Origin of the sequence: Photorhabdus hainanensis (assembly GCF_018448965.1) — a bacterium.
Lineage (GTDB): Bacteria > Pseudomonadota > Gammaproteobacteria > Enterobacterales > Enterobacteriaceae > Photorhabdus > Photorhabdus akhurstii.
Window position 1 is genome coordinate 1 of sequence record NZ_RCWD01000050.1, and the last position, 25,066, is coordinate 25,066.

Here is a 25,066-nt window from a genome sequence, read left to right on the forward strand (position 1 = left end):
GCGCGGGCTGGACGGTGAGGTGATAAATGGTACGATGCGCATGCGTATCCCCCCGTATAGCTTGTGAGATAATGCCGCTAACCTGACGTTGCTCAACGTCGTTGAAAACCACCCGGAATTTCACAGATTGTAATAACAGTGATTCCAGATCAATATCGGCCCGTTTACTGACCAGCGTTAAGGATAGGGTAAATAATTCAGATAACTCCTCCTGTAAAGAAAATTCAGCTACCGCAAAAGTTTTCTCCGGCAAATCGGTAATATGACAAAGAAAGTGTAATCCATCGTTCATATGGACTCCTTATTTCTGATGTTGATGTTTATGAAATTGGTGACATAACCTTGTTAATCTGATTAGAAATAAATAAGCTATTCTGATAGCGTTACCTCATATTCATGTACATGAACCGAAAATCCACTAATTGAGTACCCTTATCAATCTTGCCGCCCGGATATTCAACCCACTCACCTTTCCCGTCAGTCACTGTAACCTTCGCCATTTTTGTTTCATCCAGTTTAGGCTTAAAGATAATTTTCCATTTAGCTCCTGGAGTTAACATCAGTCGAAAAGGGCGCATTTTTAATACTTCACCTTGTAAGGATACGGTTTTTGGAAATCCTTCAACTACTTCTAAAACAGGATAAATAACCGGGCTAAAATCAATCGTATTCGATGCGGGCATTTCGCTAATATTCGTCCGAGCAGCATCATTGATAAATGCGATTAAACCAGTCGCTGAATACGGAATAGCATCTTTCACTAGATGGTGGACATCGGTATAACTAATCGACACAAAGGCCCGATTAATTTTCCATTTACACCGGCCACCACCATTGAAAGGTAGTTTTGCCTGAAAGTAACCGGTTTTAGGATCAGCCTTTACATCCTTCAAACGTAATCCGTTATAAGTCGGTACCTTAAAAGGAGACATATTGGAATCCAGACGATATTCAAGGCAATCTTTTGAGATATACTCTGCGGACACATGTGGTTCGGTATATTTCGGTACTACCCCTTCTACGGTGATCCACTGATTCTCTTTAGGAGGTGAAAGCGGTTCGTTAGGGTCAGCACAGCCTGATATTAAAACCACTGATAAGATCGATAAGTACTGCTTGATATTTATCATGGTAAGTTTTCCTCAATTCCTACAGCGTTACTTCATGTTCATGTACATGAACCGAAAATCGACTTCTCGATCGCCGTAATCTATCTTGCCACCGGGATATTCAACCCATTCTTTCCCTTTAATCACTGTGACTTTCGCCATTTTGGTTTCATCCAACTTTGGTTTAAAGGTAATTTTCCATTCCATTCCTGGAGTTAATTTCAGTCGAAAGGAGCGCATTTTTGACACTTCACCTTGTAAATATACGCTTTTAGGAAATCCTTCAACCATTTCCAAAACAGGGTAGATAATGGGGCTAAAATTAATAGTATTTAGTGCCGCAGTTTCACTAATATTCGTCTGGGCAGCATCATTAATAAAGGCGGTTAAACCGGTTCCCGTATACGGCACAGCATCTTTCACCAGATGACTAACATCGGTATACCCCACTGCCACAGAAGCTTGATTGATTTTCCATTTACACCATCCTCCACCATTAAAAGGTAATTTCGCCTGAAAGTAACCAGTTTGTGGATCAGCTTTTACATTCAAATCCAATTCATAATAAGTCGGCACTTGATAAGGCGACATACCTGCATCAAGCTGATATCTAAGGCAGTCTTTTGAGATATATTGCGCAGACACATACGGTTTTGTGTATTTCGGCACGACACCTTCCACCGTAATCAACTGTTTCTTCCCGTCAGGCGAAAAAGGAAAAAGCCGGTCAAAAAAGGTGTCGCCAAACGCCCAGTAAATAAAATAGAGAAATAATAAGGCCAGCGTTATCTTCAATATTTTCATACGGACAGTTCCTGTTTATCACAGTAATGCTGTAAGGCCAGTTCCCCTTGTTCTTCCTGCTGGCTGACCGTCAGTGATTTTATTAACTGCTTATCCATATCCAGAAAATAGAGATTTCGGTAGTAAACATTGTCAGGGATAAGCATCTTATAACTGTCCATTTTCGCCTTAAATTGACGCTGACTGTCCTGACAGGCCGTAATCTTATCCGGCTCACATAACTCTCTGAGGCGCTTGTCAATATAACCCGCATATTTATACGAGCTATGGTTAGAGAAACCGAATCCGCCTTCCAAATCAGCACTTCTGTTTTCAACAAACAGTTTGTCTTTCTCTTGTTGACTGAGCTGATTAAATAACGCGTTTTGCCGCTCACCGGCCAGCGAAAAATCCTTTTCTGTCTCCTGATTTAACTCAGGAATTAAGTAGAGTTTTGTGGTGTTATCCAATATTTTTTCAGCAACACCCGTTATAAGAGAGGCATTCCGGACGGAAATCAGCCATTCCGGGCAACTGTTGGCTTGAAAAAAATGGACAACTTTACCATGATGCAAATAGATTTCTTTACTGGCTGTCGCCTGTTTAATTGACTGCATAATCGGTGACGGCGACAACAACTTCATCACTGCCCAGTCATACCCCGCCGGCGCCCAATAATTGAAAAAAACATTATCCATATCCTGCTCAAATGGCACAGCAGGGATGACATCATCTTCATTGACATGGCGATAGTGGATAATAGAAGATAATTCCTCTACCGCACTACGGGTTAATGTTCGCGGCATCCCGTAACTGTAGAGACAAGGATTGTGTTCTTTCAGTTGTGCGCTATGCAATAATGCCAGTGCGCCTCCCAGACTATGGCCGCAAATAAATAATCGCTTATTTGTAACCAAACTGGTGATATCTTGAAACACTGTTTCAGTTTTAAGTTTATCACTGGGAACGATTAACCTCCCCCCCAGATTAAATGCCTCCCAAAACCCTTTATGCACTTTACCATGATGAATAAACTCACTGCACAACGCTTTGTCATCATCGCAACTTAAAGCCAATGGCTGGAACGTGGCATCAGTCAGGTAATTATCCAGGCTAACGGTTCCCCGCCAACTAACAATCATATCTTTCTTACTGGCGGCATAAAACAGTTTGGTATCACCCTGCTTATTGTTCCCTATTTGTGAATCAATAAACTCCACCCGGGTATAACGTTCACTAAATGGCACATCACACACTACAGGAGTCGCCGATGCTTTTTCCACCTGATAAGGCAATTTTGAAACATCCACCATTTGCCGGTTAAAAAAGTGTTTAACGGAGCCTGCTACATTGACATCCCCATCGGCATAGGCCAGCACGCTCATCAAACACTGGTTATAAGCATTCACAATGGAATACTCCTTCTGATGATGTAGCAGCAGAACCCAAGCCCGGAATGGACATACCTCCAGCACATGCCGACAGTTGAGCGGACGGGAATAAAGCCCTTTGGGTTCCGGATCTGGGAAATGATAGGGAGGTGGGATGTCTTTGGGGTCCCACCCTTGAATCACTGGCAACCCATCACTGATCTGCCCGATAGTCACATAGCGATATTGATGGCCTTCTGCTTCCGCTTTTGGCTTCACCACCGAAAATTCTTCCCCTCGTTTTTCCCGCAACGGGCGCTGTTCCATCTCATCGGCCAACGATTGGGCGTGGATATACAATGTCACGGGATGAGCTGACAGGTCTTCTTCCCTGAGCACCCCGAAACCATCCGTCTTCCCTTTGCGCACATAATTCGGCAGCCCCTTGCTTATCAGGCTATAAGGCATATTAACCAGCGGCTTCCCCTGTTCATCCACCAACTGAAATTCCACCCAGTGTTTCAACAGCCTACAATCGAAGCATTCTCGCGGATCTAATGTACTCATCAGTGTTGTTTCCTTTGTTTACTATTACAAATAGGCACGCAGCCCGAACATCATGTGGTGAAAATCCCACAGGATTTCTCCCGTCTGGCTATCAATCACTTTCATCATCACAAAAGCTCTCATGCTGATGAAAAGCGTCATCAGGCGTGACACCACCAGACTGAACTGATGCATCTCCCCCTGATTGGCGTAACAATCCGGGTTCAATGTCAGGACGAGTTGATGGCCCCGCACTGGAACCCCTTTGTCCAGACGATCTATTAGGATGTTGTCCAGCCGAACGATACCGTCGATATGTTCCTGGATACGTTTGCTTAATGACTGGTCGTAGGAGAAATCGAATAGCCTGATAAGGTCTTTTAATGAATCAGTGTGAAAAGCCATCCAGGGTGACATGGAAAGGAAAGAGATGATTTTCCAGTTCGATCTATCTTCCTTATCCTCCGTTATTGATGGATGGCAGGCAGAAACCGGGGTGATATTGCTGACTTGCAGCCCCGAGGCATTTTCCCCCAGTTGATTGATAGCACTGATACCCAGATTAGCGGCTTGTGTCCGATAACCGGTAAATTGACAAAAAATGGATTGTGGCGGCAGGTTATCCGCTGGTTTGCCATTGCAATCAAAGAAGTGAAGATGTTGCAGGGTTCGCTGCAAAATATCGCGTTCCGTCCTAAGCTGATAATAGTAAAGAAACTCGGCGTCCGGCAGAAAATGGGCGGTTGGAATAAACTCTTTGATAGGCAGATAGCGGTAGGGTTGCCCGCGCTCCTGCTCCGGTTCAGTTGATGTATAAATGTGGTTCAGCTTGAACAGTTGCTTAGTCGAATCCAATGGGATTTGATAATGGTTGGCTTCACTGTTTACCGAGATCTTCGCACTCATCGGCTCCAGATGTCTTACCGGTACACAGTCCAACAGAAAGGTTTGGGAAATATCGTTTAACATCAGATGACCATCAAACCGAAAAATCAGCTCGAATGTCCGGTCTGCGTTCAACTTTACCAATCGACGATCTTTCTTGATATCAATCGTCACAAAATCATGTACATGGGGCAGATAATAGTACTCTGTCATCAGTTGCAAGATAGAGTATGGCGTGGTTTTCTGCGCGGGAAGGATAGCGACTTGCCGCGCGGTTCCCCACAATGCCGGGACAGGGTAACTGTCATCAAGACTGATGGTTTGATCCTGTGTTCGCAAAAAGACATCACACAGATGAAAGTCAAGCCATAAGGCTAATTCAGCGGCTTGCAGACGATCGCTGCCAAGAAAGAAATGCAGCGGTTGGCTGCGCCACTCTGAGGTATTCTCCGAACATTGCAGTGTTAACGTTATCTCACTGTACTCTGGGGTTGCGTTCAGTTGTCGATCAATCACTGTCAGTGGTTCGATGTGCAGAGGGCAGCAGGTTTCAAAACGGATTTCCTCTTCGCCTTCCCCGGCAGAAACCAGCGTCCCTTCGGGTAGCGTCAGCGCGGCCAGGTGATGTTTCCCGGTGGGTGAAAATTGAACGATGCTGGTGGGCGGGACCGGGCACATGGCATAGGGCCAAACCCATGCCATCATCCCTGATGTGAGTTCGGGAAATTCATCCTCAATCTTTTCGCGAATACGGGAGGCTGACAGCGCAAAGCCCTGCATCACTCGCTCAATATCCGGATCACCGGCGCCTTCGGATAAAAAATCTGCCAGATGCGGATTTTCTTTTGCGGCTTCCTGCGCCAATTGCCGTATATATTGCAATTCTTGTAGGAATAGAGACTGTTTTTTATTCATAACACATTGTCCTATAAGGTTTTTATCTGGGAAAATGTTTGCGAAGCGATCAAGACAGCTCCACAAGAGGTTTTCATGCCTTCCAGTGCAAGCCCTTGTTGATTAGTCCCGACTACGGACGAAGTTCCTTCCGCAATGGATTGATTCCCGCCACACATTGGACAGGACACCGGATCGTTAATCCGCGCTACCCCTTTGCCCAAAACCTGAAAACGCTCATCACCGGCTAACACCGAACCACCGTGAGAGGTTTTGTCACCTTGTCGTATGATATTTTTCAACATAAATCTCCTGCCAGAAAATGGAACTGATTGATCTCTTTACCCAAGAATTAAGGCAACAAAAATCCTATTACCATCGACACAAAGCACCGCTTATGCCGTGGGTAATAGCGAGTTGAATGACAGGAAGACAGATAATGTATTCCTATCAATTAATCCCTTGAATAAGGGAACAGGAGTTAAAATTTCCTTCATGTTACTTTGATGAAGGAGATTCGGTCATGATTATTAAATTATCATCAAATAGCAAGAAATAATTTCTATTTTTTTCATTTACAAAAAGTAGAAATTTGTAACACTTTGTTACAAATTCAATAAAGGATTAAGTTATTATAAATTTAATGGAGAATTTAATTGCCGGATATATTGACCACCTTACCCTACTTATTTTATCCCAGTGTTAACCGATTTCCTATTAAGAATAGAAATGTCTTAATAATTCAATAGCCGTGAAAGTCATCCTATCGATTAATAGCTACCTTCTCTGATTCATTCAGATTGTCCTGTATACCTTTTTTATAAATCAACAGCAATCTGATGTATGAAACGCCCACTTTATAGTAATAAATAACCATAACCGCTCCATACAAGAAACACTATCTATCAATAATTTACTGTAACCATTTTACACAATTTCCGCACGGAATGAAAATTAAGGGCAATTCTGGTTTTCTGACATAATTAAATCAAGAAATTAAAAATGGAATTATTCTCTTTTATTCCAATCATTCGTTATAATAATTTAAGTCAAAAATAACCATAAATTATTTTCCAGAATGAAATTAAGATTCCATAAAAAACAAAAGTAAAAGAAATAATTATAATATTAAATTAATCATTGTTTTAAAAATTATTATTGTTATTAAGGCAGGTCACAATATATGATATTTTTCATTGTTCATTCGAACATAAAAATATAAATTTTCATTCAGTCAAATATGTAAACATCTTTGACAAAACTATTTCTATAAAACATAATTTCAGAGGTAATACTATGTATAATTGGTCAGGAAGTGTTCCAGCTAACGCTGCAAACGGTAAACCCACAGGACTTATTCTCAAACAAGGAGATACAATCTCTGTTGTTGCACATGGATGGGTGCAATATGGTCTTGGTAATATTGAAGTATCATCACCTGATGGCCCTTTACCTAAGTATCCACAACCCACACCAATATCTCTCGTCGCTAAGATCGCCAACAAGAAGTTTGTAATTGGCGACGGAGTACTTCATAAAACAGTTCCTGTAGATGGAGAATTAATACTTTTATTCAATGACGTACCGGGTACTTTTGGTGATAACTCAGGTGAATTTCAAGTCGATGTCATAATAGAATCTCGGTATTCCCCTCTAAAGGAAATAATATAAAAACCGCATGAATATGCATTACCAATAAAGTAATAAACATTTTTATTGATATCATGCCAAGTGAAAAATCACATCATTTCACTTGGCAGATAAGAAAAAGGCCGCATTAAACAGCAGCCTCATCATTATTATTACTGTTTTCCACAAATGGATGCTTACTATGCTTTTCTTCAAACGATATATAAGTATCTACATCAAATAAAGAAAAAGATTCTATTTGGTCTATCGGTAATATATGTCGGAATTGATATACTGATAATGGTTCAGAGTTTAATGTTATTTCTTTTCTACTATAAATCTCCGTATATACCCGTCATCTTTCAAGTTGCCTCTTTGTTGGCTGCACTCGCTCACCCCGGTCACATAGTTCTCTATGCTCCCGGGGATTCGCTCCCTTGCCGTCGCGATGCATCTTGAAATCCATTGGGTATAATTATGCTCGACCGTAAAAGATAAGCTGTCTTTATCACGGTATCCACTTATAAATGGTATAATTGATACCATTGCATCTGAATGGGTATGGAAATTGTAAAACTTCGCTTCATCAACCATTCCAACATACACCTTTCGAGATTTGAGAGTAACCATAACAAGAAGACCGCACTCCAAGGATTCTAGTAATAATTCATTTACAGAATCTTTTTTCGCATTATTCCTAATGGCTTTAATCCGGTATGCATAGTTTTCTGATCTATTTTTAGCGATTGAAGCTTGGCTTATACTCATAAGAACCGTAGATATAACTACAATCCATGAGAAAAAGCTTGCAGTGGCGTATCTGAGTCCATTCAAGTCTGTAGCAAATGTAAACTGAGTGTATTTTGCGCCCAAATATGCAGGTACATTCATAATATACATTGCTAAATACAATAGAACATTAATAAATACAGCCATGACAAAGCCAGCGATTAAAAACTCACCGCCTTTTAAAGCTACTTGAAAGTAAGCATTCCACCCTTGCGCTTTTTGTAACTCAATTTTTGATGGTATGTCGCTATCAATATATTTATAGCCACAGATCAAAACAAAGGTAATAAAAACAGGCCACATAATAGTTATTTTCTCTTTGATAACGCTTTTATATTATGTTCAAAAGCCGCTATCACATCACTATTCTTTCTGTTAATCATGACAGTGCCGTCATTTCTAATCAGCAACCTCTGAGAACAGTCTTCAGTGGCGGCGCTTTCAGGCTTTATCAGTTTGGCAGTTCCTCTAATAATTTTATCAGGAGAAACATATGCCTTATCTATCAGTTTTGTAAATGATGACATAACCCCCTCCCCTTACCCTCTGTATTATTAAGACATAATTTAACCATAACGACTAATAAAAACTCAGCCTCTATACTAAGTTTACTTGCAAGTGATACTTGTATCAATCTGATAACACTATGTATGCACCAAACAAAACACAATATTGATATTTTATTCGGTTAATGTAGCTGCAATAAGATCTTATCTACTCAAAACCACATACAATCAATCGCATTAAAACTGTATATAACAACAGTATCATCTATGAGATCAACTGGAAAGAAGGTTTTGCCTATCAATAAAACAGGCCACGCAATGCGCAGCCGTTAATAAATTACACTACTGAATTAAGTAATCAGCGTATTACTTTTCCCGGACGCCTTCGATAGAGATCAGTAATTCCGCTTCCTGTGATTTAGGCCCTAAATCTTTTTGGAAATTAAAGTCTTTCAGTTTGATTTTACCGTAAGCGTCAAAACCTGCGCGGTAACCACCCCACGGATCTTTACCTTCACCCAGTAGTTCTGCATTCAGCACTACTGGCTTTGTCACACCATTTAAAGTCAGATCACCTGTAACAATATATTTATCCCCCTCTTTTTTCACTGCGGTTGAGGTGAATTTTGCTTCAGGATATTTATCCGTATTAAAGAAATCTTTACCACGCAGGTGCTTATCACGTTCAGCGTGGTTAGTGTCCAAGCTGGCTATTTTGATTGTCACATCAACTTTATCCGCAGCCGGGTTTTTCTCATCAAATGTGAAAGAACCATCAAAATCTTTAAATGTTCCATATAGCCAGCTATATCCCAAATGCTGAATACGGAATTGAATAAAGGCGTGCTGGCCTGGTATATCAATTTTATAATCGGCAGCTAATGCCGAACCTGCATTCAGTAACAATGCACCCGCAGTCAGACCAAGTAATGTCTTCTTCAACATATTCTTCTCCATAATCGTCTTTTGTATTATTCAGGACGGAAACCTAGCATCCGCTTTAAGGTTGCATCACGATCAATAAAATGGTGTTTTAATGCCGCGACAGCATGTAATAGCGATAAAATTACTACCGCCCAGGCAAGGTAAAGATGAATCATACCGGCAGTATCTGCCTGTTCGCCCTGACCCGCTAATGTGGCTGGCACAGTAAACCAGTCAAAGACAGCTATTGACTGTCCATCAGCAGTCGAAATTAAATAACCACTAATCAAAATGGTAAACAGTAAGATATACAACAAAATATGCATTAAAACAGCACTGACTCTGATTAAGCGGCTATAACTGGCTAATGGTTTTGGTGGTGGAGAAACAAAACGCCAGATAACACGTACAACCATCACTATCAGCAGCACTATTCCGATGCTTTTATGAATTTCAGGCGCTTTGTGATACCACGTATCGTAATACCCCAATGTCACCATCCACAGCCCTAGCGCAAACATGCCGTACACGACCAAGGCGACCAGCCAGTGTAGCAGGACAGATAAATGACCAAATTGGTTAGAAGTATTCTTCCAAAGCATAGTCGTTCCTTTTTAGATCAATGCTGATAAGCTTTTCGGGATTAATTAAATCATAAACGATATTAATTTCTTTTTTATTAAAAATTTCAACAAATAATTTGCAAAAGATTTTCAATTTTAATCACTAAAATTCACTCAAAATAAAAAACATTAAAATAACAACAAGATAGGAATAAATCACATTAAGAATAATGCCTCAAAAACATATAATATATATTTTTTTATTATATTTGATTCTGAATTTTAACTAATGTAAAAATCCATTATCTTATTTTCTGTTATTTATAATTTTCCGATTATAAGAAACATAACCTGATGTACTCGTACCTGACGAGTCTAACGCAAGCCCCGGTAGTCAGAAAAGACAAATCCTGCTGTCTTTAAATCTATTATGCTTTTACGATGTCGTATGTTCATTACTGGAACAATAAAAGTGAATAAAACATGAGGTACATCACTATTTACGGCAATAAATCTTACAGCGTTAATCATGTAATAGTGGTAAAAATAACATCAATAAATTATCAAAAATGAGGTTTTTTATGTCAAATAGCATTTTACAAGCACTCACTTTATTGAAATCAAAAAAATGGGTCGACTTGACGCATAGCTTCGATAAAGATTCTCCACATTTTTTTATGCTTGATTCAGCAGAATTTAAAACACTTTTTGATTATAAAGATGGCTTTTTTGTGCAGAAATTTTCTTTTCCCGGCCAATATGGGACTCACATTGATGCTCCCTGTCATTTTGTTCCTAATGCCCGTTATGTTGATGAACTGGAATTAAAAGAATTGGTTTTACCTTTAATCGTGCTTGATCAATCAGAAAGAGCGAAACAGGACCCTAATTTTTCACTCTCTAAAGAAGATATTCTTAAATTTGAAGAAGAATATGGCATTATTGAGGCAGATACTTTCGTTGCGCTCCGAACGGATTGGAGTAAACGCTGGCCATCCCAGGAAAAAATGGATAATAAAGATGATTCAGGTAATAACCAAATACCTGGATGGGGAATAGACGCTCTCAAATTTTTATTTGAGGAACGTCATGTTAAAGCTGTTGGACATGAAACATTTGATACCGACGCCGCTAAAGATTTTAGAAAGAATAATGCCTTGTTGGGCGAAGATTATGTCTTAAAGCAAGATACTTATCAGATAGAACTGTTGGCTAATTTAGACCAAGTACCTGCACGTGGCGCAGTCATTTTTAATATCGTAGCCAAACCTAAAAAAGCCTCTGGTTTTCCTGTTCGTTCATTTGCCATACTTCCATAACTGCTCCTTCCCTTATGCCGTATATTCGTTACGGCATGATAGCCGCGATCATGATTTTTCGAGGAAATGCGTTTTTTATCTTCTCATCCTAATCGCTGAACAGTGGCAACCGTAGAGCCTTACTTGATCATTGTATTTACTACACATTTTTCATCTTTTTATACATATCTCGAATTTTTTTATACGCATTCATGGTTTTTATGCCATGTACATGGTTTTTATGCACATTCATAGTTTTTATGTACATTATATGTGTTTTTATCCAATCATAGACGGTATTATATTTATTTATTCTCATTCATCATTTAAGGTAACCAGGTGAATATTCAGGCGATTCTTTCAGAAAAAGTCAGCCAAGCGCTGATTTCAGCAGGTGCTCCAGCCGACAGCGAAGCTCACATCCGCCAATCCGCGAAAGCGCAATTTGGCGACTACCAGGCCAACGGAGTGATGGCCGCCGCGAAAAAAGTGGGCATGCCTCCCCGACAACTGGCAGAAAAAGTTGTTAACCTGCTAGATCTGCAAGGTATCGCCAGTAAAGTTGAAATCGCCGGCCCCGGCTTTATTAATATTTTCCTTGATCAAGCGTGGATTGCAGCGAATATCGAAACCGCCCTGAAAGATGAGAAACTGGGCGTTACTCCAGCCGAATCACAAACTATTGTTGTCGATTATTCCGCCCCCAATGTAGCGAAACAGATGCACGTTGGTCATCTGCGCTCCACTATTATTGGTGATGCTGCCGTCCGTACACTTGAATTCCTCGGTCATAAGGTTATCCGCGCCAACCATGTGGGTGACTGGGGAACCCAGTTTGGTATGCTGATTGCCTATCTGGAAAAAGTGCAAAATGAAAATGCCAGCGATATGGCATTATCCGATCTGGAAGCTTTCTATCGCGAAGCGAAAAAGAATTACGATGAAGACGAAGAGTTTGCCATCCGCGCCCGTGGCTATGTGGTGAAGCTGCAAGGCGGTGATGAATATTGCCGTACCATGTGGCGCAAGCTAGTGGATATCACGATGGCGCAAAATCAACAAACCTATGATCGTCTGAATGTCACGCTGACTAAAGATTCTGTCATGGGTGAAAGTCTGTACAACGATCTGCTGCCCGGTATTGTCGCTGATCTGAAACAGCAAGGACTGGCAGTGGAAAGCGATGGCGCAACCGTGGTTTACCTTGATGAATATAAAAACAAAGAAGGTGAACCGATGGGCGTTATTATCCAAAAGAAAGATGGAGGTTATCTTTACACCACAACGGATATCGCCTGTGCGAAATACCGTTATGAAACCCTGCACGCTGACCGCGTTCTTTACTACATCGATTCCCGTCAACATCAACATTTGACGCAAGCCTGGACCATCGTTCGTAAAGCTGGTTATGTACCAGAATCCGTATCGCTGGAACACCATATGTTCGGCATGATGTTAGGTAAAGATGGCAAGCCATTTAAAACTCGCGCCGGCGGTACGGTCAGATTGACCGATCTATTGGACGAAGCCATTGAACGCGCCAATACCCTTATCCGTGAAAAGAACCCGGATATGCCAGAAGATGAACTGAAAAAAGTGGTTGAAGCTGTAGGTATCGGCGCCGTGAAATATGCCGATCTCTCTAAAAGCCGTACCACAGATTACATCTTCGATTGGGATAATATGCTCGCTTTTGAAGGCAATACCGCACCTTATATGCAATATGCCTACACCCGTGTCGCCTCCATCTTCAAGCGTGCGGAAATTGATGAAAGCAGCCTGACATTACCCGTTATCCTCAATGAAGAGCGTGAACAAGCATTAGCCACCCGTTTGTTACAATTTGAAGAGACCATCACCACCGTCGCCCGTGAAGGTACGCCACATGTTATGTGTGCTTACCTGTACGATCTAGCCGGTCTGTTCTCTGGCTTCTATGAACACTGCCAGATCCTCAATGCTGAAAGTGAAGAGTCGCGTCAAAGCCGCCTGAAACTGGCGCTCCTGACCGCGAAAACCTTGAAGCAAGGTCTAAATACGTTGGGCATTGAGACGGTGGAACGGATGTAACAAAGTCATCGCTGTTTTCTGAAAAATGGCGTGATCGGGCATATATATCGCCTTATCACGCCAGTTAGTTAGACTTTGGCCTATAACACAGCAGTACGTTCCCGCTTGGCGCTCAATTCAATTCTTGCATGGATGATATTTGCAACTACTTGTGGTATATGCCGGATAAAGAAATGATCAGAATCCACAAGGTGAATATCAATCCCACCACAAGTATAATTTTCCCACGCCAATATATCCTCTTTTGACATCGTTTTATCCTGTCGCCCATAAATCAAAACGAGTTCTGATACACTTTGCTTTGGCAGCAAGTAACGTTTCATATGGTAATTGATCGAGAAATCATTACGAATAACAGGAAAGAACACCGCCTTAAAATCTTTATCACTCATGATCTCATCATGAGTCCCGCCGTATCTTACCAATAGCTCATTCAATTGAGTATCGGACAAATTAAACGGATCTTCTTTAAAACTGGTAATATGTGGAGCCGCTTCCGCAGAAATAAATACGTTTGCTGGAGATTGATTCTCATTGTTTAATCGGTTAGCTAATTCATAAGCAAATAAGCCGCCGTTGCTGTGCCCAAATAAAGAGAATTGCTTACCATTAATCAGACGCTTCATTTCTTCATGTACTGCTTGCAAAATATTTTCCACATCTCGACTTAATGCTTCATCAAAACGGCTGCCGCCACCCGGCAATTGCAACGCATATACTACAATATTCTTTGTTAAACAGTTGCTTAGGCTACGAAAAACTTCTGCCGAACCACCCGCATAAGGAAAACAAAATAAGATATGATCCGTTTTACCTGATTGGATATGACTTAATTTTTCAAACCACATAAATTATTCCCTCCCAATTAAATCTGTCGAAGTTAGCCGATCCATCATAGTAGCCGGCAAACTGCTTAGTCCCAATATTCTTTATATTTATTTGTAAAAAAACACGATCTAACACGCATAATTAATTTTTCATTAAAATATTATTAAACGAAGTTATTATAACTATTATCCATCAATAACTTATAAATATTTACAACAATAAGATATTAAATAATTTATTTTTATTCATGAAACGGATTCAAACATAATTTTAAATTTGAGCACATTAATAGTTTTAAATCGAAGAAATAGGAATATGGTAAAGTAACTTAGCTGATATCCCAGTAACTCTAGAAAACTCAAGCGCGGCTTGATCTCATAATAATTACCGGGATATCTCAATTTATTGAAACCCGCGGTGGGCAAAATCTTTTAGCCGAAAACCCATCAACATCAGCGCGGCAAAATAGCTGCCTGCTCCGACGATAACCACCACCATTAATCGCAACAGGCGCATAGCCATATTCCCCTGCTCCCATGCTGGCATCAGCCACAAAGTAACCGCCAATACAGCAATCATCACTGCAATTGCCACCACCAGTTTAAATAAGAACACCCCCCAACCCGCTAACGGCTTAAAAATATTTTTCTTACGTAATTGCCAGTAAAGCAGACTGGCATTGAAACAAGATGCCAAACCGATAGACAGAGCCAGCCCTGCATGTTTTAGTGGACCAACAAAGGCAAGATTCATTAGCTGAGTCAGAACCAAAGTAGCAATCGCAATTTTCACCGGGGTTTTAATATCTCGACGAGAATAAAAACCCGGCGCCAATACCTTAACAATAATTAGCCCCATCAGTCCAAAACAGTAAGCAATTAACGCTTTTTGGGTCATTACTGCATCAAACGCCGTAAAATTACCGTATTGAAACAGAGAAACGATTAAAGGTTCTGCCAACATACCTAAAGCAACAGCACAAGGCAGTGCTAACAAAAAACAGAGCCTCAGCCCCCAATCCATTAATTTGGTGTACTCCTCATGATTTCCGCTGGAAAAACTTTTCGCCAGTGAAGGCAAAAGAATTGTCCCAAGCGCAACACCCAATACACCAGAAGGTAATTCCATTAAACGGTCAGCGTAATACATCCAGGAAACAGAACCGGACACCAGAAATGAGGCGAAAATCGTATTAATAATTAACGAAATCTGGCCGACTGAAACCCCAAGAATTGCGGGTCCCATCTGCCGTATAACCCGCCATACGCCGCTGTCACGGAAAGAAATACGCGGTAATACCAGCATGCCGATCTTTTTTAAATGAGGAAGCTGATATAAGAGTTGCAAAATTCCTCCCACAATCACCGCCCAACCCAACGCCATCACCGGCGGATTACAATAAGGGGCGACAAATAACGCAAACACAATCATGCTGATATTAAGTAACGTCGGAGCGAAGGCAGGAACAGAAAATCGATTCCAGGTATTTAATATCGCACCTGCCAATGAGGCCAGTGATATCAGAAAAATATAAGGGAAGGTAATTCTTAACAGATTTGTTGTCAGCGTAAATTTATCGGCGGTATCGGTAAAACCGGGCGCAGTAACATAAATCACCCAAGGCGCGCTTAAAATCCCCAACACAGTAACAATGGCCAGAATTAACGTCAACATACCGGAAACATAAGCAATAAACGTCCAGGTCGCTTCATCACCTTGTTGGTTCTTATATTCTGCCAAAATAGGCACAAATGCCTGAGAAAAGGCGCCTTCGGCAAAAATACGACGCAGTAAATTAGGCAGTTTAAATGCCACAAAAAAAGCGTCCGCTGCAACACCTGCCCCAAATATGCGGGCAATAATGGCATCTCGGATAAAGCCCAAAACCCGAGAGAACATGGTCATAGAGCTAACCGCAGCCAGTGATTTCAATAAATTCATCGTATTTATCTCAAAATCATGTTAGTTGATTTCTGAACTGCCTGTATGACAGTGCAAAAATGGAAAATGGATTATACACGACTGAGATACTTGTAAACTGCCGGTGCTTTTTAAGTTGCATGTATTAGTGCAAAAAACCACCAAGCCACACCATCTTAATCCAGCTTGCTAAGCTACCTATCCAACAGTGGACCATTAGATATTAACTTTAACCTACTGACGGTTAAAACATATCGATAAAACAATAAAAAACCATTCAAATTATTTCCATAACAATTAGCTAATAATAAAATATCCAATGAATTATTTAAAGGAATAAGAATATATTTACTTCCAAAGTAACGATATTGCATTTATTACGTAAATCTACCACTCATTATAATTTCAAAAATAATAAGTTCTTAACTGTTATTTACCATAAGAAAAGGAAAAATAGAATTAAAAAGCCCTTTCAGAAAATAAAAGAGCTTATTGTCATATACTTACCAGATTGTCCAATCGGACATTTTGGCTTAACCTAAAGGTGTTACCTGTTTATCAGGTTATTAGGGTCTGCCGCTTTATTAGGATCTAATATCTTATTAGGATCTACTGCCTTATTAGGGTCTAACATCAGAATAATTGTATTTGTTACCTGATTCTGAGATGACCCAGCGTTCACTGGTTTCTGAGGCACTTCAGCACTCACTGGTTTCTGAGGCAACAGGGCATTCACTGCTTTTGGATGCAGCGTATACATCCCACCATTAAACGGATCAATTAAGAGCCAACCAATCAAACTACCAAAGAACAAATTACCGCCAATGTACCAACCATTAGCGCTCGCCTTAATTGGTAACGTTACAGACTCAGAATTTTCTCTAGTAAAAGTAACCAGATAATCTTTTTTACCAAAATAACTTCCATCAGACTTTTCTAAAATCACATCTTGAGGCGTTTTCCCTTGAGCAACAACCCTACCTAATTCATCTTTGATAGAGAACATGGCCCCTGATGGATTACTATCAACCTGAACATGCTGAGTTTTATCACCCACAATCGTAGCGCAACCGCTAGTAAACATCACAGCAGCCAAAGACAAGGCAGCAATATTATTCATGGTTAATCATTCACTTTGCTAACAAAAGCGGCGAGTATACATAAATCCACACTTATGCACTAGAACTCATTAACTTTTATAAGCTGCCAATGTAACATCGTATTTGGCCTAGATGATGGCGACTTGCAACTAGCCTTACTACAGAAAGCTCAAATAGCCACTTCAATAAAACGCACCAACCGAAGTCAGTGCGTCAAATAAGTCAACTCATTGAAGCTTACTCATTTCTAAGCTGCCTGTACGGCAGTGAACAAGAGTGAAAAACGTGAACTAGCAAGTCGTATTTTCTAAGCTGCCTGTACGGCAGTGAACGTGACTGCTTTATCGTCGTATTTATCGAGAGCTTTCTAAGCTGCCTGTACGGCAGTGAACTTGTTACATATTAACTTCAACCTACTGACGATTAAAGCATATTTTAATAAAACAACGAAAAAACCCTTTTTTACAAGAGAAACAATATTCCATTAAAAATCAATAAATTAAAATCAACCCTTAAAAAAGGGTCAAAAATAAGGTACGGGGAAGGCTAACTTTCAACGATGGTTTAATTCATCATTACTAATTTAATTTACTTTATTTGGTGACAGTACAGCTTAATAATCAACTTTTTCCACTCCATTTGTCATCTGTCAATGCGGTTAATACGTGATCTTGCCAAACTCCATTAATCATCAGGTATTTCTTGGCATAACCTTCACGTTCAAAACCCAATCGTTCCAACAATTTTCCACTACGATGATTATCCGGCATATAATTAGCCATAATCCGATGCATCCCCTGTTGACGTTGCATATAACGGATAGCTGGTTGTAAAGCTTCGTACATCATCCCTTTTCCCTGCCACTTTTCACCAAGCGAATATCCCAAATAACAGGCATGAAAAGCTCCACGCAGAATATTACTGAAATTGGCAACACCAATAACTTCATTTTCATTTGGATCAAGTAGCAGAAAATGAAAGGCCGCACTCTGTCTTTGCATTTCTATGATTAAATTCAATCGGTTTATCCAGCCAGAAGGCTGGCAATGGCTTCTATCTCTGGTCGGCTCCCAAGGTTTAAGAAATTCGTGATTTTCTGAATAGTACTCAGCCAAACGATAAGCATCCCGCTCGTACACCAAACGCACCACCATTCGTTCCGTGATCAGACGAACTTTCGGTAAAGTGGAACTATAACCAAACATTATTTCTCCCTAACTATACCCGTCATCTTTCAAGTTGCCTCTTTGTTGGCTGCACTCACTCACCCCGGTCACATAGTTTCCTATGCTCCCAGGGATTCGTTCCCTTGCCGTCGCGATGCATCTTGAAATCCATAGGGTATATATTAATTTATCCGTTAAAAATTTAAGCTATTTATCTGTAAAAAACAGCTTCCAACCATTACTTTACGATAAAAAAATATTATCCATAACTCACTATCCTAATGATCGAATTAAGTACAAAATATAAAGCAACTATATGGTCCTCCCTATTTTACTACTCCAATGGTGAGCAATGTCACTGGTTTCACAAGCACGTAGCCTGGGTAAGTACTTCCTGTTATTCGATAACTTGCTGGTCGTTCTGGGTTTCTTCGTCGTATTTCCTTTAATATCAATACATTTTGTTGAGCAACTGGGCTGGGCCGCGCTGGTCGTCGGTTTTGCGCTTGGTTTACGCCAGTTTGTACAACAAGGTTTAGGCATTTTCGGCGGCGCAATTGCAGACCGTTTCGGCGCGAAGCCGATGATCGTTACCGGCATGCTATTACGCGCTCTTGGTTTTGCTTTAATCGCCTTAGCCACCGAACCGTGGATACTGTGGCTTGCCTGCATATTATCCGCACTGGGGGGGACCTTATTTGATCCTCCCCGGACCGCGCTGGTCATCAAGCTAACCCGACCTCACGAACGTGGCCGTTTCTTCTCGCTGCTGTTGATGCAAGACAGCGCCGGTGCGGTTATCGGCGCACTGATTGGTAGCTGGCTGCTGCAATACGATTTCCAACTTGTCTGTTGGACAGGCGCCGGTGTTTTCGTTCTGGCAGCCATCTGGAATGCATTATTCCTCCCTGCCTACCGAATTTCTACTACCCGTACGCCTATCTGGGAAGGGATGGAGCGCGTTATTAAAGATCGCCGTTTCTTCACTTATGTCTTAACGTTGACCGGCTACTTTATGCTGTCTGTCCAGGTGATGCTGATGTTTCCGATTATTGTCAATGAAATCGCCGGAACACCTGCTGCGGTAAAATGGATGTACGCGATTGAAGCAACCCTATCGCTCACTTTACTGTATCCGATCGCCCGCTGGAGTGAAAAACGATTCCGGCTAGAACAGCGTCTAATGGCCGGGCTTTTCCTGATGAGCCTGAGTATGTTCCCTGTCGGTTTGATTGGTGAAATAAATACCTTGTTTGGCCTTATTTGCCTGTTCTATCTCGGTACCATCACCGCTGAACCTGCCCGCGAAACATTAAGTGCTTCACTGGCTGATCCACGGGCGCGTGGCAGTTATATGGGATTTAGCCGTCTTGGATTGGCTCTGGGCGGCGCCTTGGGTTATACCGGCGGTGGTTGGCTATATGATACCGGCCACGCGCTGCATATGCCGCAATTACCTTGGTTTCTGCTTGGGATTGTTGGCTTAATAACGCTGTATGCCCTGCATCGTCAATTCAACCAACGTAAAATTGAATCTGCCATGCTGAGTGGCAATTAATGAGGTAAAATCCGCCCTCCAAAATAAAGGAGTCGATATGAGAAAATTTTTCTTGGGGGCAGTATTGCTGCTAGCGGGGTTAATCAGCGGTTGCGATCAATTCAAAGGTGTCAGTATCAGCGAAGAGCTAATTAATGGTTATCTGGCAAAACACATCCATTACCAGAAACAGATTGAATTACACGGTATTGCTAACGCGGATATTGAATTGACAGAACTATCCAGCCAAATTGGCCGGACAGAACCAGACAAAATAGCGTTAACCGGCCGTGCAAACGTAAATATTACCTCCCTGCTTGGCCCGGCTAGAGCTGACATGAAACTCACCCTGAAAGCACAACCCGTTTTTGAGCAGGAAAAAGGGGCTATTTTTCTGAAAGCATTGGAAATCGTTGATTACCAAATCACACAGGAAAAAATGGAAAAACCGATTAACGCATTAGTTCCTTATCTGAATAAATCACTCAGCGCTTTCTTTGATACTCACCCGGTTTATGTATTGAAACCAGATCACAGCAAAACTGAAGCCGCCGCTAAAACATTAGCAGAAAGGTTAGAAGTCAAACCGGGCAAATTAGTTATTACGCTGACCGATAAATAATTTCCAGCGCACTAGCAAAAAGGCAAATAATTCCAAATTATTTGCCTTTTTATCATTTTAAAACTAAGAATCCAGCTCTTCTCTCAACGCCTGTAGCGCCTCACGAGTAATCATGGCTAATGTCCGGTAGAAACCGGTTGTGGCATGGGCTTCCACTTTCCCCAGAAATTGCCCACACCACGGCAGAAGATACCCATCAAACAGCTCAATCTGCCCCTGAACCTCATCTTCTGCTGCCTGATCTTCCAACCATGAAGCACTTAATAGCAGAGAACCAAACTGATCGACTGGCCCATCTGACAACGGCATTCCTCGTTCAATCAGAAATTGACGAATATCGCTTTCACTCTCTCCGGTATAGCCAGAACGGCAACTTGATACACTAGCATCATCTCCATAAAACAGTGCCATATAATCAGCTTGCATTGCTGGCAGATCACAATTTTGTTGCAAACGATCCAACAACGCATCTTGTTCCAATGGCCATGATTGCTTCAATTTACCTTCGACAACCATCGTCAGAAGTGGTTTCAGAACCGGGTCTTGCGGTTGACGATTAAATAAAGTCCCTAAAATACGGCAGACTATTGAAAATTCATTCATCTCAGTTTCCAAACAAATAGCAATTTTGCCATTATTGTCTCTAATAGCCGCCCCTACTGTAAAGAGACGTTATTAATATCCTAGTTCTATGTCCACAACACCGGTTGGTAATTCCCCCTTTTCAATCCGTCGAATATTTTCACTAATCGCATCCATAGCAATATTGGGAATAGTGATAGCCGAAATATGCGGCGTTACCGTTATACGAGGACGAGTCCAGAACGGGTGCATCTCTGGTAATGGCTCCTCAACAAACACATCCAACGCAGCCCCGGCGATATAACCTTTATCAATCGCCACCAACAGATCATGTTCTACTAAATGGGCGCCTCGTGCGATATTAATCAGATATGACTTTGGTTTTAGTTGGCTAAACAGCGATAAATTCAGGATACCACGGGTTTTTGGTGTATCGGGCAGCAAATTGATAAGCGCCTTACTCCCGGAAAGAAAATCGCCTAATTGATCTCCACCGTGAAAACTAACTATATTATTAACCTGTTTTGGAGTACGGCTCCAGCAACGTACAGTAAAGCCAAGCTCCACTAACGTCTCCGCAACAGTGCGTCCCAAAACACCGGCGCCCAACACGCCCACGACAAAATCCTTGCGATCATGGGGTACGAGTTGTTTCCACATCCTCTGCCCTTGTTGCAACTTATACTCATCCATGCGCCGCAAATAATGTAAAACCATTGCTACCGCATACTCCTGCATTTGCCGCCCCATACCCGCATCTTCAAGCCGCATCAGCGGCACACCGGCGGGCAACATCCCTGGTCTTTGTTGCTCCTGTTTCAAAATGGCCTCGACTCCTGCACCTAAAGTAAAAATCCCCTTCAATTCGGAGCGATTAGCCAACATCTCATAGGGAGGCGCCCAAACCATTGCATAATCCGCATGATTATTATCGCCGCGTTTCCATTGACGGACATTGATATTGGGCAGTCGTTGCTGCATACCTTGAATCCACTGAGCAGCATCAAAAAAGGGGTGGTAAAAGATAATATCCACGATTATTTATCCTCATCTTACATTTTCATACAGGTTATCTGATGATTGAGTGTAGGTTGCAAGTCCCTTTGTTAATCGTCATTACGAAAATTTTGAGAATGTTAAGTAGTTAACGAATTCATTTTTTTCTTATTGAGGAACTTGTACTTGTCTATTTTAGTGACATTGATGGGTGTGAATTCATCGAATTGATTCTTATTTAGCTAACCAATCAAAAAACCAAAGAAAAGTATCAGAAGAGTGTTGACGCTTGTAACGGTTTTCCCTATAGTAGCGCCCCGTTGCAGCGACGATGTTAAACAAAGTTGCTGGGATGAAAAAAAGATGGTGAGGTGTCCGAGAGGCTTAAGGAGCACGCCTGGAAAGTGTGTATACGTGAAAACGTATCGAGGGTTCGAATCCCTCCCTCACCGCCAGAATTGAAGAGAAGCTCAGGTTAAATACTTGGGCTTTTTCAATTGCATATACCTCCTATGCAGGGAGGGTCGAGAACCCTCGAACAGGGTTCGACAAAACGGCTTGCCGTTTTGGACCGCCAACGGCGGCCCGCAGGGTGAGCGCAGCGAATCCATCCCTCCCTCACCGCCAGATTCGAAAGAAAGCTCAGGTTAAATACCTGGGCTTTTTTACTTGTATATGCCCCCGATGCAGGGAGGGTCGAGAACCCTCGACTAGGGTTCGACAAAACGGCTTGCCGTTTTGGACCGCCAACGGCGGCCCGTAGGGTGAGCGCAGCGAATCCATCCCTCCCTCACCGCCAGATTCGAAAGAAAGCTCAGGTTAAATACCTGGGCTTTTTTACTTGTATATACCCCCGACGCAGGGAGGGTCGAGAACCCTCGAACAGGGTTCGACAAAACGGCTTGCCGTTTTGGACCGCCAACGGCGGCCCGCAGGGTGAGCGCAGCGAATCCATCCCTCCCTCACCGCCAAATTCGAAAGAAAGCTCAGGTTTACCACCTGGGCTTTTTTGCTTGCATATACCCCCGACGCAGGGAGGGTCGAGAACCCTCGAACAGGGTTCGACAAAACGGCTTGCCGTTTTGGACCGCCAACGGCGGCCCGCTGGGTGAGCGCAGCGAATCCCTTCCTCTCCTCCAAATTTAAAAAGAGGCTCAGGTTTTTTACTTATATGGACATTACTATTACCATTTCAGGAAATTGGCATGTGACATTCGAATTTATCGATGGTGATGCGTACATCGTTAACTATGAGGATTATCATTAATGAAAATGTTTAACCCACCTCACCCAGGCGAAATTATTGCTGACTCTTTGGAAGAACTAGGTTTAGGAATCCGAGATCTAGCGCGAGCATTAAATGTTGCTCCGTCTACGGCTCAACGTCTAGTATCGTGCAAAGCAGCAGTCACACCAGAGATGGCAATAAAACTGTCAAAAGTGCTTGGTAGTTCTCCACGATTGTGGCTAAAACTGCAAGAAACCTATAGCCTCGATAAAGCAGAAAAGACTGTTGATATCTCCAAACTGACACCGTTATTTAAACCTATCCATGTATCTCATACCTAAAAGTCAACAACCTGAACTCAGGTTTACCACCTGGGCTTTTTTACTTGCATATACCCCCGATGCAGGAAAGGCCGAAAATTCTTAATTTTTCTCAACTAAAAACAAAACGGTCCGCTTCGTATCATTTTGTTTTATATTTATGAGTACATTATCTTTACGCCAATATTCATCACGCCAGTATTCGTCAAAATATTTTTCAAAACCCATACTTTCAACATATTTTATCAACTCTGATTTACTATTCAAATTCACATTTGAAAAAACAATTTTGTTAGTCATTGCCGGTGTTCCATCAGGTGAATTATAGTATATGAGATAATCATTTGAAATTAAGGGGATATTTTTAATCTCATCAAAGGTAAATATATTATAATAAATAAAATTCTCTTTTGTATATGACAAGTTAATATTTGCAAGCGACATAATAAAAATCAGAGCACATCCAATGAGGATGGATATCACAACAATTATACGGATAAAACTACTCAATCGAAATCCCAGCATATTCCACACCTAAATTAACCCCGGTCTTTTCGCTAATATGTATGATATCATGACTTGTTTTTATATCACTGATGGGTGATATAGTATTTAAAAAACCAGGTAGAGACGTATAATAAGGTCTTGCATTATTTGGATATTTCTCAGGATTAGGAAACAATAATGGCTTAAAAATTTTATTTTTATATTTTCCTATCGGGCCATAATAATCCCATCGTTTAAATGCTTCCTCTTTACTTACTACGCCTAACTGAGATAAATAATCAATGCCATTTACAGCCCGATAAAAACCAAGCAAATTAGAAATTAAATCTTCACCACTATAACCACTATCCGTAACCCAATTAAAAGGAAAAGAGTCTTGGTAGGATTCAAATAAATGAGTTGTATACATCATAATAGTAAGAGCAGCTCTCTTCTTACCATGTAAAGACAAACCCCGCCTGACTTTCCATCTTGTTATTTTAGATGTCCCATATTTACGCCCCTTCCCCATATATTGGACATATCTAATAGTAAAATATGACTCCTTAGTATCATCACCTACATTTATAGCAGCCATGAGTTTTCGTGCGTCATCACCTTTAGCATGTCCCAAATCTACCCATCCTAACTTCTCTGTGTAAACCAGTCTTCCGTGTTCTATATCAAACCTTGTGGTCATTATAACTCCTGTAATTTATTAGTGAGCTGTATGAAAACTTCGGTTCACGTACGGTTTCGTTCCACCTGTCAAACTGTCACTTTCTGTAGAATATGATTATCCACTGTACCTGTAAAGTTTATCCATTTAGAACTGGGTGATAAGACACTGTTTTCTACCTATCATACTTTATTTCTAAATCAGCTATTTTTTCTTCTGAATTATTGGGAACCTGA

Annotated in this window: 23 protein-coding genes, 1 tRNA gene, 3 other RNA genes and 1 pseudogene; 10 read left to right on the forward strand and 18 right to left on the reverse strand. The window is 41.3% G+C overall.

Going from position 1 to position 25,066, the window contains the following annotated elements:
- The 6 genes from EAE92_RS21525 to EAE92_RS21550 all read right to left on the reverse strand — a co-directional run.
- Positions 1 to 292 (reverse strand): contractile injection system protein, VgrG/Pvc8 family (locus EAE92_RS21525; protein ID WP_281422820.1); only part of this gene is annotated, 292 nt, incomplete at its 3' end.
- 91 nt (positions 293 to 383) lie between these two features.
- A complete protein-coding gene (locus EAE92_RS21530) occupies positions 384 to 1,130 on the reverse strand; it encodes a hypothetical protein (protein ID WP_214069544.1) in 747 nt (248 codons plus the stop codon).
- A 27-nt stretch (positions 1,131 to 1,157) separates the two neighbouring features.
- Complete coding sequence (locus tag EAE92_RS21535) at positions 1,158 to 1,913, reverse strand: hypothetical protein (protein ID WP_214069545.1); 756 nt, start codon at positions 1,911 to 1,913, stop codon at positions 1,158 to 1,160.
- Positions 1,910 to 3,829 carry a lipase family protein gene (locus tag EAE92_RS21540; protein ID WP_214069546.1) on the reverse strand — a complete coding sequence of 640 codons (1,920 nt, stop codon included), beginning with the start codon at positions 3,827 to 3,829 and terminating at the stop codon, positions 1,910 to 1,912. The genes EAE92_RS21535 and EAE92_RS21540 overlap by 4 nt, the downstream gene beginning before the upstream one ends.
- A 24-nt stretch (positions 3,830 to 3,853) precedes the next feature.
- A complete protein-coding gene (gene tssF / locus EAE92_RS21545; protein ID WP_214069547.1) occupies positions 3,854 to 5,608 on the reverse strand; it encodes a type VI secretion system baseplate subunit TssF in 1,755 nt (584 codons plus the stop codon).
- Between the two features lie 11 nt (positions 5,609 to 5,619).
- Entirely contained in the window at positions 5,620 to 5,892 is a 273-nt protein-coding gene (locus EAE92_RS21550; RefSeq protein ID WP_105396716.1) for a PAAR domain-containing protein, read from the reverse strand.
- A 991-nt stretch (positions 5,893 to 6,883) separates the two neighbouring features.
- On the opposite strand from EAE92_RS21550, the gene EAE92_RS21555 reads away from it, so the two are divergent.
- Positions 6,884 to 7,258, forward strand: a complete 375-nt coding sequence (locus tag EAE92_RS21555; protein WP_065392397.1) for a LecA/PA-IL family lectin — start codon at positions 6,884 to 6,886, stop codon at positions 7,256 to 7,258.
- Between the two features lie 276 nt (positions 7,259 to 7,534).
- On the opposite strand, the gene EAE92_RS21560 is transcribed toward EAE92_RS21555, so the two are convergent.
- From EAE92_RS21560 to EAE92_RS21575, 4 genes are all read right to left on the reverse strand, one after another.
- Positions 7,535 to 8,308, reverse strand: coding sequence for a hypothetical protein (locus tag EAE92_RS21560; RefSeq protein WP_214069548.1), 774 nt, complete (start codon positions 8,306 to 8,308; stop codon positions 7,535 to 7,537).
- A gap of 5 nt (positions 8,309 to 8,313) precedes the next feature.
- A complete protein-coding gene (locus EAE92_RS21565; RefSeq protein ID WP_040148939.1) occupies positions 8,314 to 8,532 on the reverse strand; it encodes a hypothetical protein in 219 nt (72 codons plus the stop codon).
- Positions 8,533 to 8,877: 345 nt separating this feature from the next.
- The gene (locus tag EAE92_RS21570) at positions 8,878 to 9,456 is read right to left on the reverse strand and encodes a YceI family protein (RefSeq protein WP_105396715.1); all 579 of its coding nucleotides are present in this window, start codon (positions 9,454 to 9,456) and stop codon (positions 8,878 to 8,880) included.
- A gap of 26 nt (positions 9,457 to 9,482) precedes the next feature.
- The gene (locus tag EAE92_RS21575) at positions 9,483 to 10,037 is read right to left on the reverse strand and encodes a cytochrome b (RefSeq protein ID WP_214069549.1); all 555 of its coding nucleotides are present in this window, start codon (positions 10,035 to 10,037) and stop codon (positions 9,483 to 9,485) included.
- A 542-nt stretch (positions 10,038 to 10,579) separates the two neighbouring features.
- On the opposite strand from EAE92_RS21575, the gene EAE92_RS21580 reads away from it, so the two are divergent.
- Complete coding sequence (locus tag EAE92_RS21580; RefSeq protein ID WP_214069550.1) at positions 10,580 to 11,317, forward strand: cyclase family protein; 738 nt, start codon at positions 10,580 to 10,582, stop codon at positions 11,315 to 11,317.
- Positions 11,318 to 11,635: 318 nt separating this feature from the next.
- Positions 11,636 to 13,366, forward strand: coding sequence for an arginine--tRNA ligase (gene argS, locus EAE92_RS21585; protein WP_214069551.1), 1,731 nt, complete (start codon positions 11,636 to 11,638; stop codon positions 13,364 to 13,366).
- Positions 13,367 to 13,446: 80 nt separating this feature from the next.
- Here argS and EAE92_RS21590 read toward each other — a convergent pair whose 3' ends face one another.
- The 4 genes and pseudogenes from EAE92_RS21590 to rimJ all read right to left on the reverse strand — a co-directional run bounded on the left by EAE92_RS21590 (position 13,447) and on the right by rimJ (position 18,419).
- Entirely contained in the window at positions 13,447 to 14,214 is a 768-nt protein-coding gene (locus EAE92_RS21590) for a thioesterase II family protein (RefSeq protein WP_214069552.1), read from the reverse strand.
- A gap of 382 nt (positions 14,215 to 14,596) precedes the next feature.
- Entirely contained in the window at positions 14,597 to 16,135 is a 1,539-nt protein-coding gene (gene murJ, locus EAE92_RS21595; RefSeq protein ID WP_214069553.1) for a murein biosynthesis integral membrane protein MurJ, read from the reverse strand.
- A gap of 700 nt (positions 16,136 to 16,835) precedes the next feature.
- Positions 16,836 to 17,234, reverse strand: a pseudogene (locus EAE92_RS21600) (hypothetical protein); the annotation flags it as partial.
- A gap of 600 nt (positions 17,235 to 17,834) precedes the next feature.
- Positions 17,835 to 18,419, reverse strand: a complete 585-nt coding sequence (gene rimJ / locus EAE92_RS21605; protein ID WP_036778615.1) for a ribosomal protein S5-alanine N-acetyltransferase — start codon at positions 18,417 to 18,419, stop codon at positions 17,835 to 17,837.
- Between the two features lie 313 nt (positions 18,420 to 18,732).
- Here rimJ and mdtH point away from each other — a divergent pair, with 313 nt between their 5' ends.
- Together mdtH and EAE92_RS21615 are read left to right on the forward strand one after the other, a co-directional pair.
- On the forward strand, positions 18,733 to 19,938 hold the full coding sequence (mdtH, locus tag EAE92_RS21610; RefSeq protein WP_214069554.1) for a multidrug efflux MFS transporter MdtH: 1,206 nt from the start codon (positions 18,733 to 18,735) through the stop codon (positions 19,936 to 19,938).
- Between the two features lie 37 nt (positions 19,939 to 19,975).
- Positions 19,976 to 20,539: a lipoprotein gene (locus EAE92_RS21615; protein ID WP_214069555.1), complete on the forward strand. Its 564-nt coding sequence runs from the start codon at positions 19,976 to 19,978 to the stop codon at positions 20,537 to 20,539.
- A gap of 63 nt (positions 20,540 to 20,602) precedes the next feature.
- Here the strand turns inward: EAE92_RS21615 and EAE92_RS21620 are convergent, their stop codons facing one another.
- Positions 20,603 to 21,142, reverse strand: a complete 540-nt coding sequence (locus tag EAE92_RS21620) for a TorD/DmsD family molecular chaperone (protein WP_214069556.1) — start codon at positions 21,140 to 21,142, stop codon at positions 20,603 to 20,605.
- Between the two features lie 72 nt (positions 21,143 to 21,214).
- On the reverse strand, positions 21,215 to 22,156 hold the full coding sequence (gene ghrA / locus EAE92_RS21625; RefSeq protein ID WP_214069557.1) for a glyoxylate/hydroxypyruvate reductase GhrA: 942 nt from the start codon (positions 22,154 to 22,156) through the stop codon (positions 21,215 to 21,217).
- A gap of 326 nt (positions 22,157 to 22,482) precedes the next feature.
- On the opposite strand from ghrA, the gene EAE92_RS21630 reads away from it, so the two are divergent.
- From EAE92_RS21630 to EAE92_RS21650, 5 genes are all read left to right on the forward strand, one after another.
- A tRNA-Ser gene (locus tag EAE92_RS21630) sits at positions 22,483 to 22,572 on the forward strand.
- Positions 22,573 to 22,620: 48 nt separating this feature from the next.
- Positions 22,621 to 22,744: non-coding RNA, RtT sRNA (locus tag EAE92_RS21635), on the forward strand.
- 48 nt (positions 22,745 to 22,792) lie between these two features.
- Positions 22,793 to 22,916: non-coding RNA, RtT sRNA (locus tag EAE92_RS21640), on the forward strand.
- 48 nt (positions 22,917 to 22,964) lie between these two features.
- Positions 22,965 to 23,088: non-coding RNA, RtT sRNA (locus EAE92_RS21645), on the forward strand.
- Positions 23,089 to 23,383: 295 nt separating this feature from the next.
- Positions 23,384 to 23,686: a HigA family addiction module antitoxin gene (locus tag EAE92_RS21650; RefSeq protein WP_110090502.1), complete on the forward strand. Its 303-nt coding sequence runs from the start codon at positions 23,384 to 23,386 to the stop codon at positions 23,684 to 23,686.
- An 81-nt stretch (positions 23,687 to 23,767) separates the two neighbouring features.
- On the opposite strand, the gene EAE92_RS21655 is transcribed toward EAE92_RS21650, so the two are convergent.
- Both EAE92_RS21655 and EAE92_RS21660 read right to left on the reverse strand, forming a co-directional pair.
- Positions 23,768 to 24,190, reverse strand: coding sequence for a hypothetical protein (locus EAE92_RS21655; RefSeq protein WP_082300790.1), 423 nt, complete (start codon positions 24,188 to 24,190; stop codon positions 23,768 to 23,770).
- A complete protein-coding gene (locus EAE92_RS21660; RefSeq protein WP_046394549.1) occupies positions 24,168 to 24,851 on the reverse strand; it encodes a hypothetical protein in 684 nt (227 codons plus the stop codon). Before EAE92_RS21660 ends, EAE92_RS21655 begins: the two co-directional genes overlap by 23 nt.
- Positions 24,852 to 25,066 lie beyond the last annotated feature (215 nt).

Coding starts and splice junctions, on each gene's coding strand:
- EAE92_RS21530 (WP_214069544.1), bottom strand. CDS start 1,130: ATGATAAATATCAAGCAGTACTTATCGATCTTATCAGTGGTTTTAATA.
- EAE92_RS21535 (WP_214069545.1), bottom strand. CDS start 1,913: ATGAAAATATTGAAGATAACGCTGGCCTTATTATTTCTCTATTTTATT.
- EAE92_RS21540 (WP_214069546.1), bottom strand. CDS start 3,829: ATGAGTACATTAGATCCGCGAGAATGCTTCGATTGTAGGCTGTTGAAA.
- tssF (WP_214069547.1), bottom strand. CDS start 5,608: ATGAATAAAAAACAGTCTCTATTCCTACAAGAATTGCAATATATACGG.
- EAE92_RS21550 (WP_105396716.1), bottom strand. CDS start 5,892: ATGTTGAAAAATATCATACGACAAGGTGACAAAACCTCTCACGGTGGT.
- EAE92_RS21555 (WP_065392397.1), top strand. CDS start 6,884: ATGTATAATTGGTCAGGAAGTGTTCCAGCTAACGCTGCAAACGGTAAA.
- EAE92_RS21560 (WP_214069548.1), bottom strand. CDS start 8,308: ATGTGGCCTGTTTTTATTACCTTTGTTTTGATCTGTGGCTATAAATAT.
- EAE92_RS21565 (WP_040148939.1), bottom strand. CDS start 8,532: ATGTCATCATTTACAAAACTGATAGATAAGGCATATGTTTCTCCTGAT.
- EAE92_RS21570 (WP_105396715.1), bottom strand. CDS start 9,456: ATGTTGAAGAAGACATTACTTGGTCTGACTGCGGGTGCATTGTTACTG.
- EAE92_RS21575 (WP_214069549.1), bottom strand. CDS start 10,037: ATGCTTTGGAAGAATACTTCTAACCAATTTGGTCATTTATCTGTCCTG.
- EAE92_RS21580 (WP_214069550.1), top strand. CDS start 10,580: ATGTCAAATAGCATTTTACAAGCACTCACTTTATTGAAATCAAAAAAA.
- EAE92_RS21590 (WP_214069552.1), bottom strand. CDS start 14,214: ATGTGGTTTGAAAAATTAAGTCATATCCAATCAGGTAAAACGGATCAT.
- murJ (WP_214069553.1), bottom strand. CDS start 16,135: ATGAATTTATTGAAATCACTGGCTGCGGTTAGCTCTATGACCATGTTC.
- rimJ (WP_036778615.1), bottom strand. CDS start 18,419: ATGTTTGGTTATAGTTCCACTTTACCGAAAGTTCGTCTGATCACGGAA.
- mdtH (WP_214069554.1), top strand. CDS start 18,733: ATGTCACTGGTTTCACAAGCACGTAGCCTGGGTAAGTACTTCCTGTTA.
- EAE92_RS21615 (WP_214069555.1), top strand. CDS start 19,976: ATGAGAAAATTTTTCTTGGGGGCAGTATTGCTGCTAGCGGGGTTAATC.
- EAE92_RS21620 (WP_214069556.1), bottom strand. CDS start 21,142: ATGAATGAATTTTCAATAGTCTGCCGTATTTTAGGGACTTTATTTAAT.
- EAE92_RS21650 (WP_110090502.1), top strand. CDS start 23,384: ATGAAAATGTTTAACCCACCTCACCCAGGCGAAATTATTGCTGACTCT.
- EAE92_RS21655 (WP_082300790.1), bottom strand. CDS start 24,190: ATGCTGGGATTTCGATTGAGTAGTTTTATCCGTATAATTGTTGTGATA.
- EAE92_RS21660 (WP_046394549.1), bottom strand. CDS start 24,851: ATGACCACAAGGTTTGATATAGAACACGGAAGACTGGTTTACACAGAG.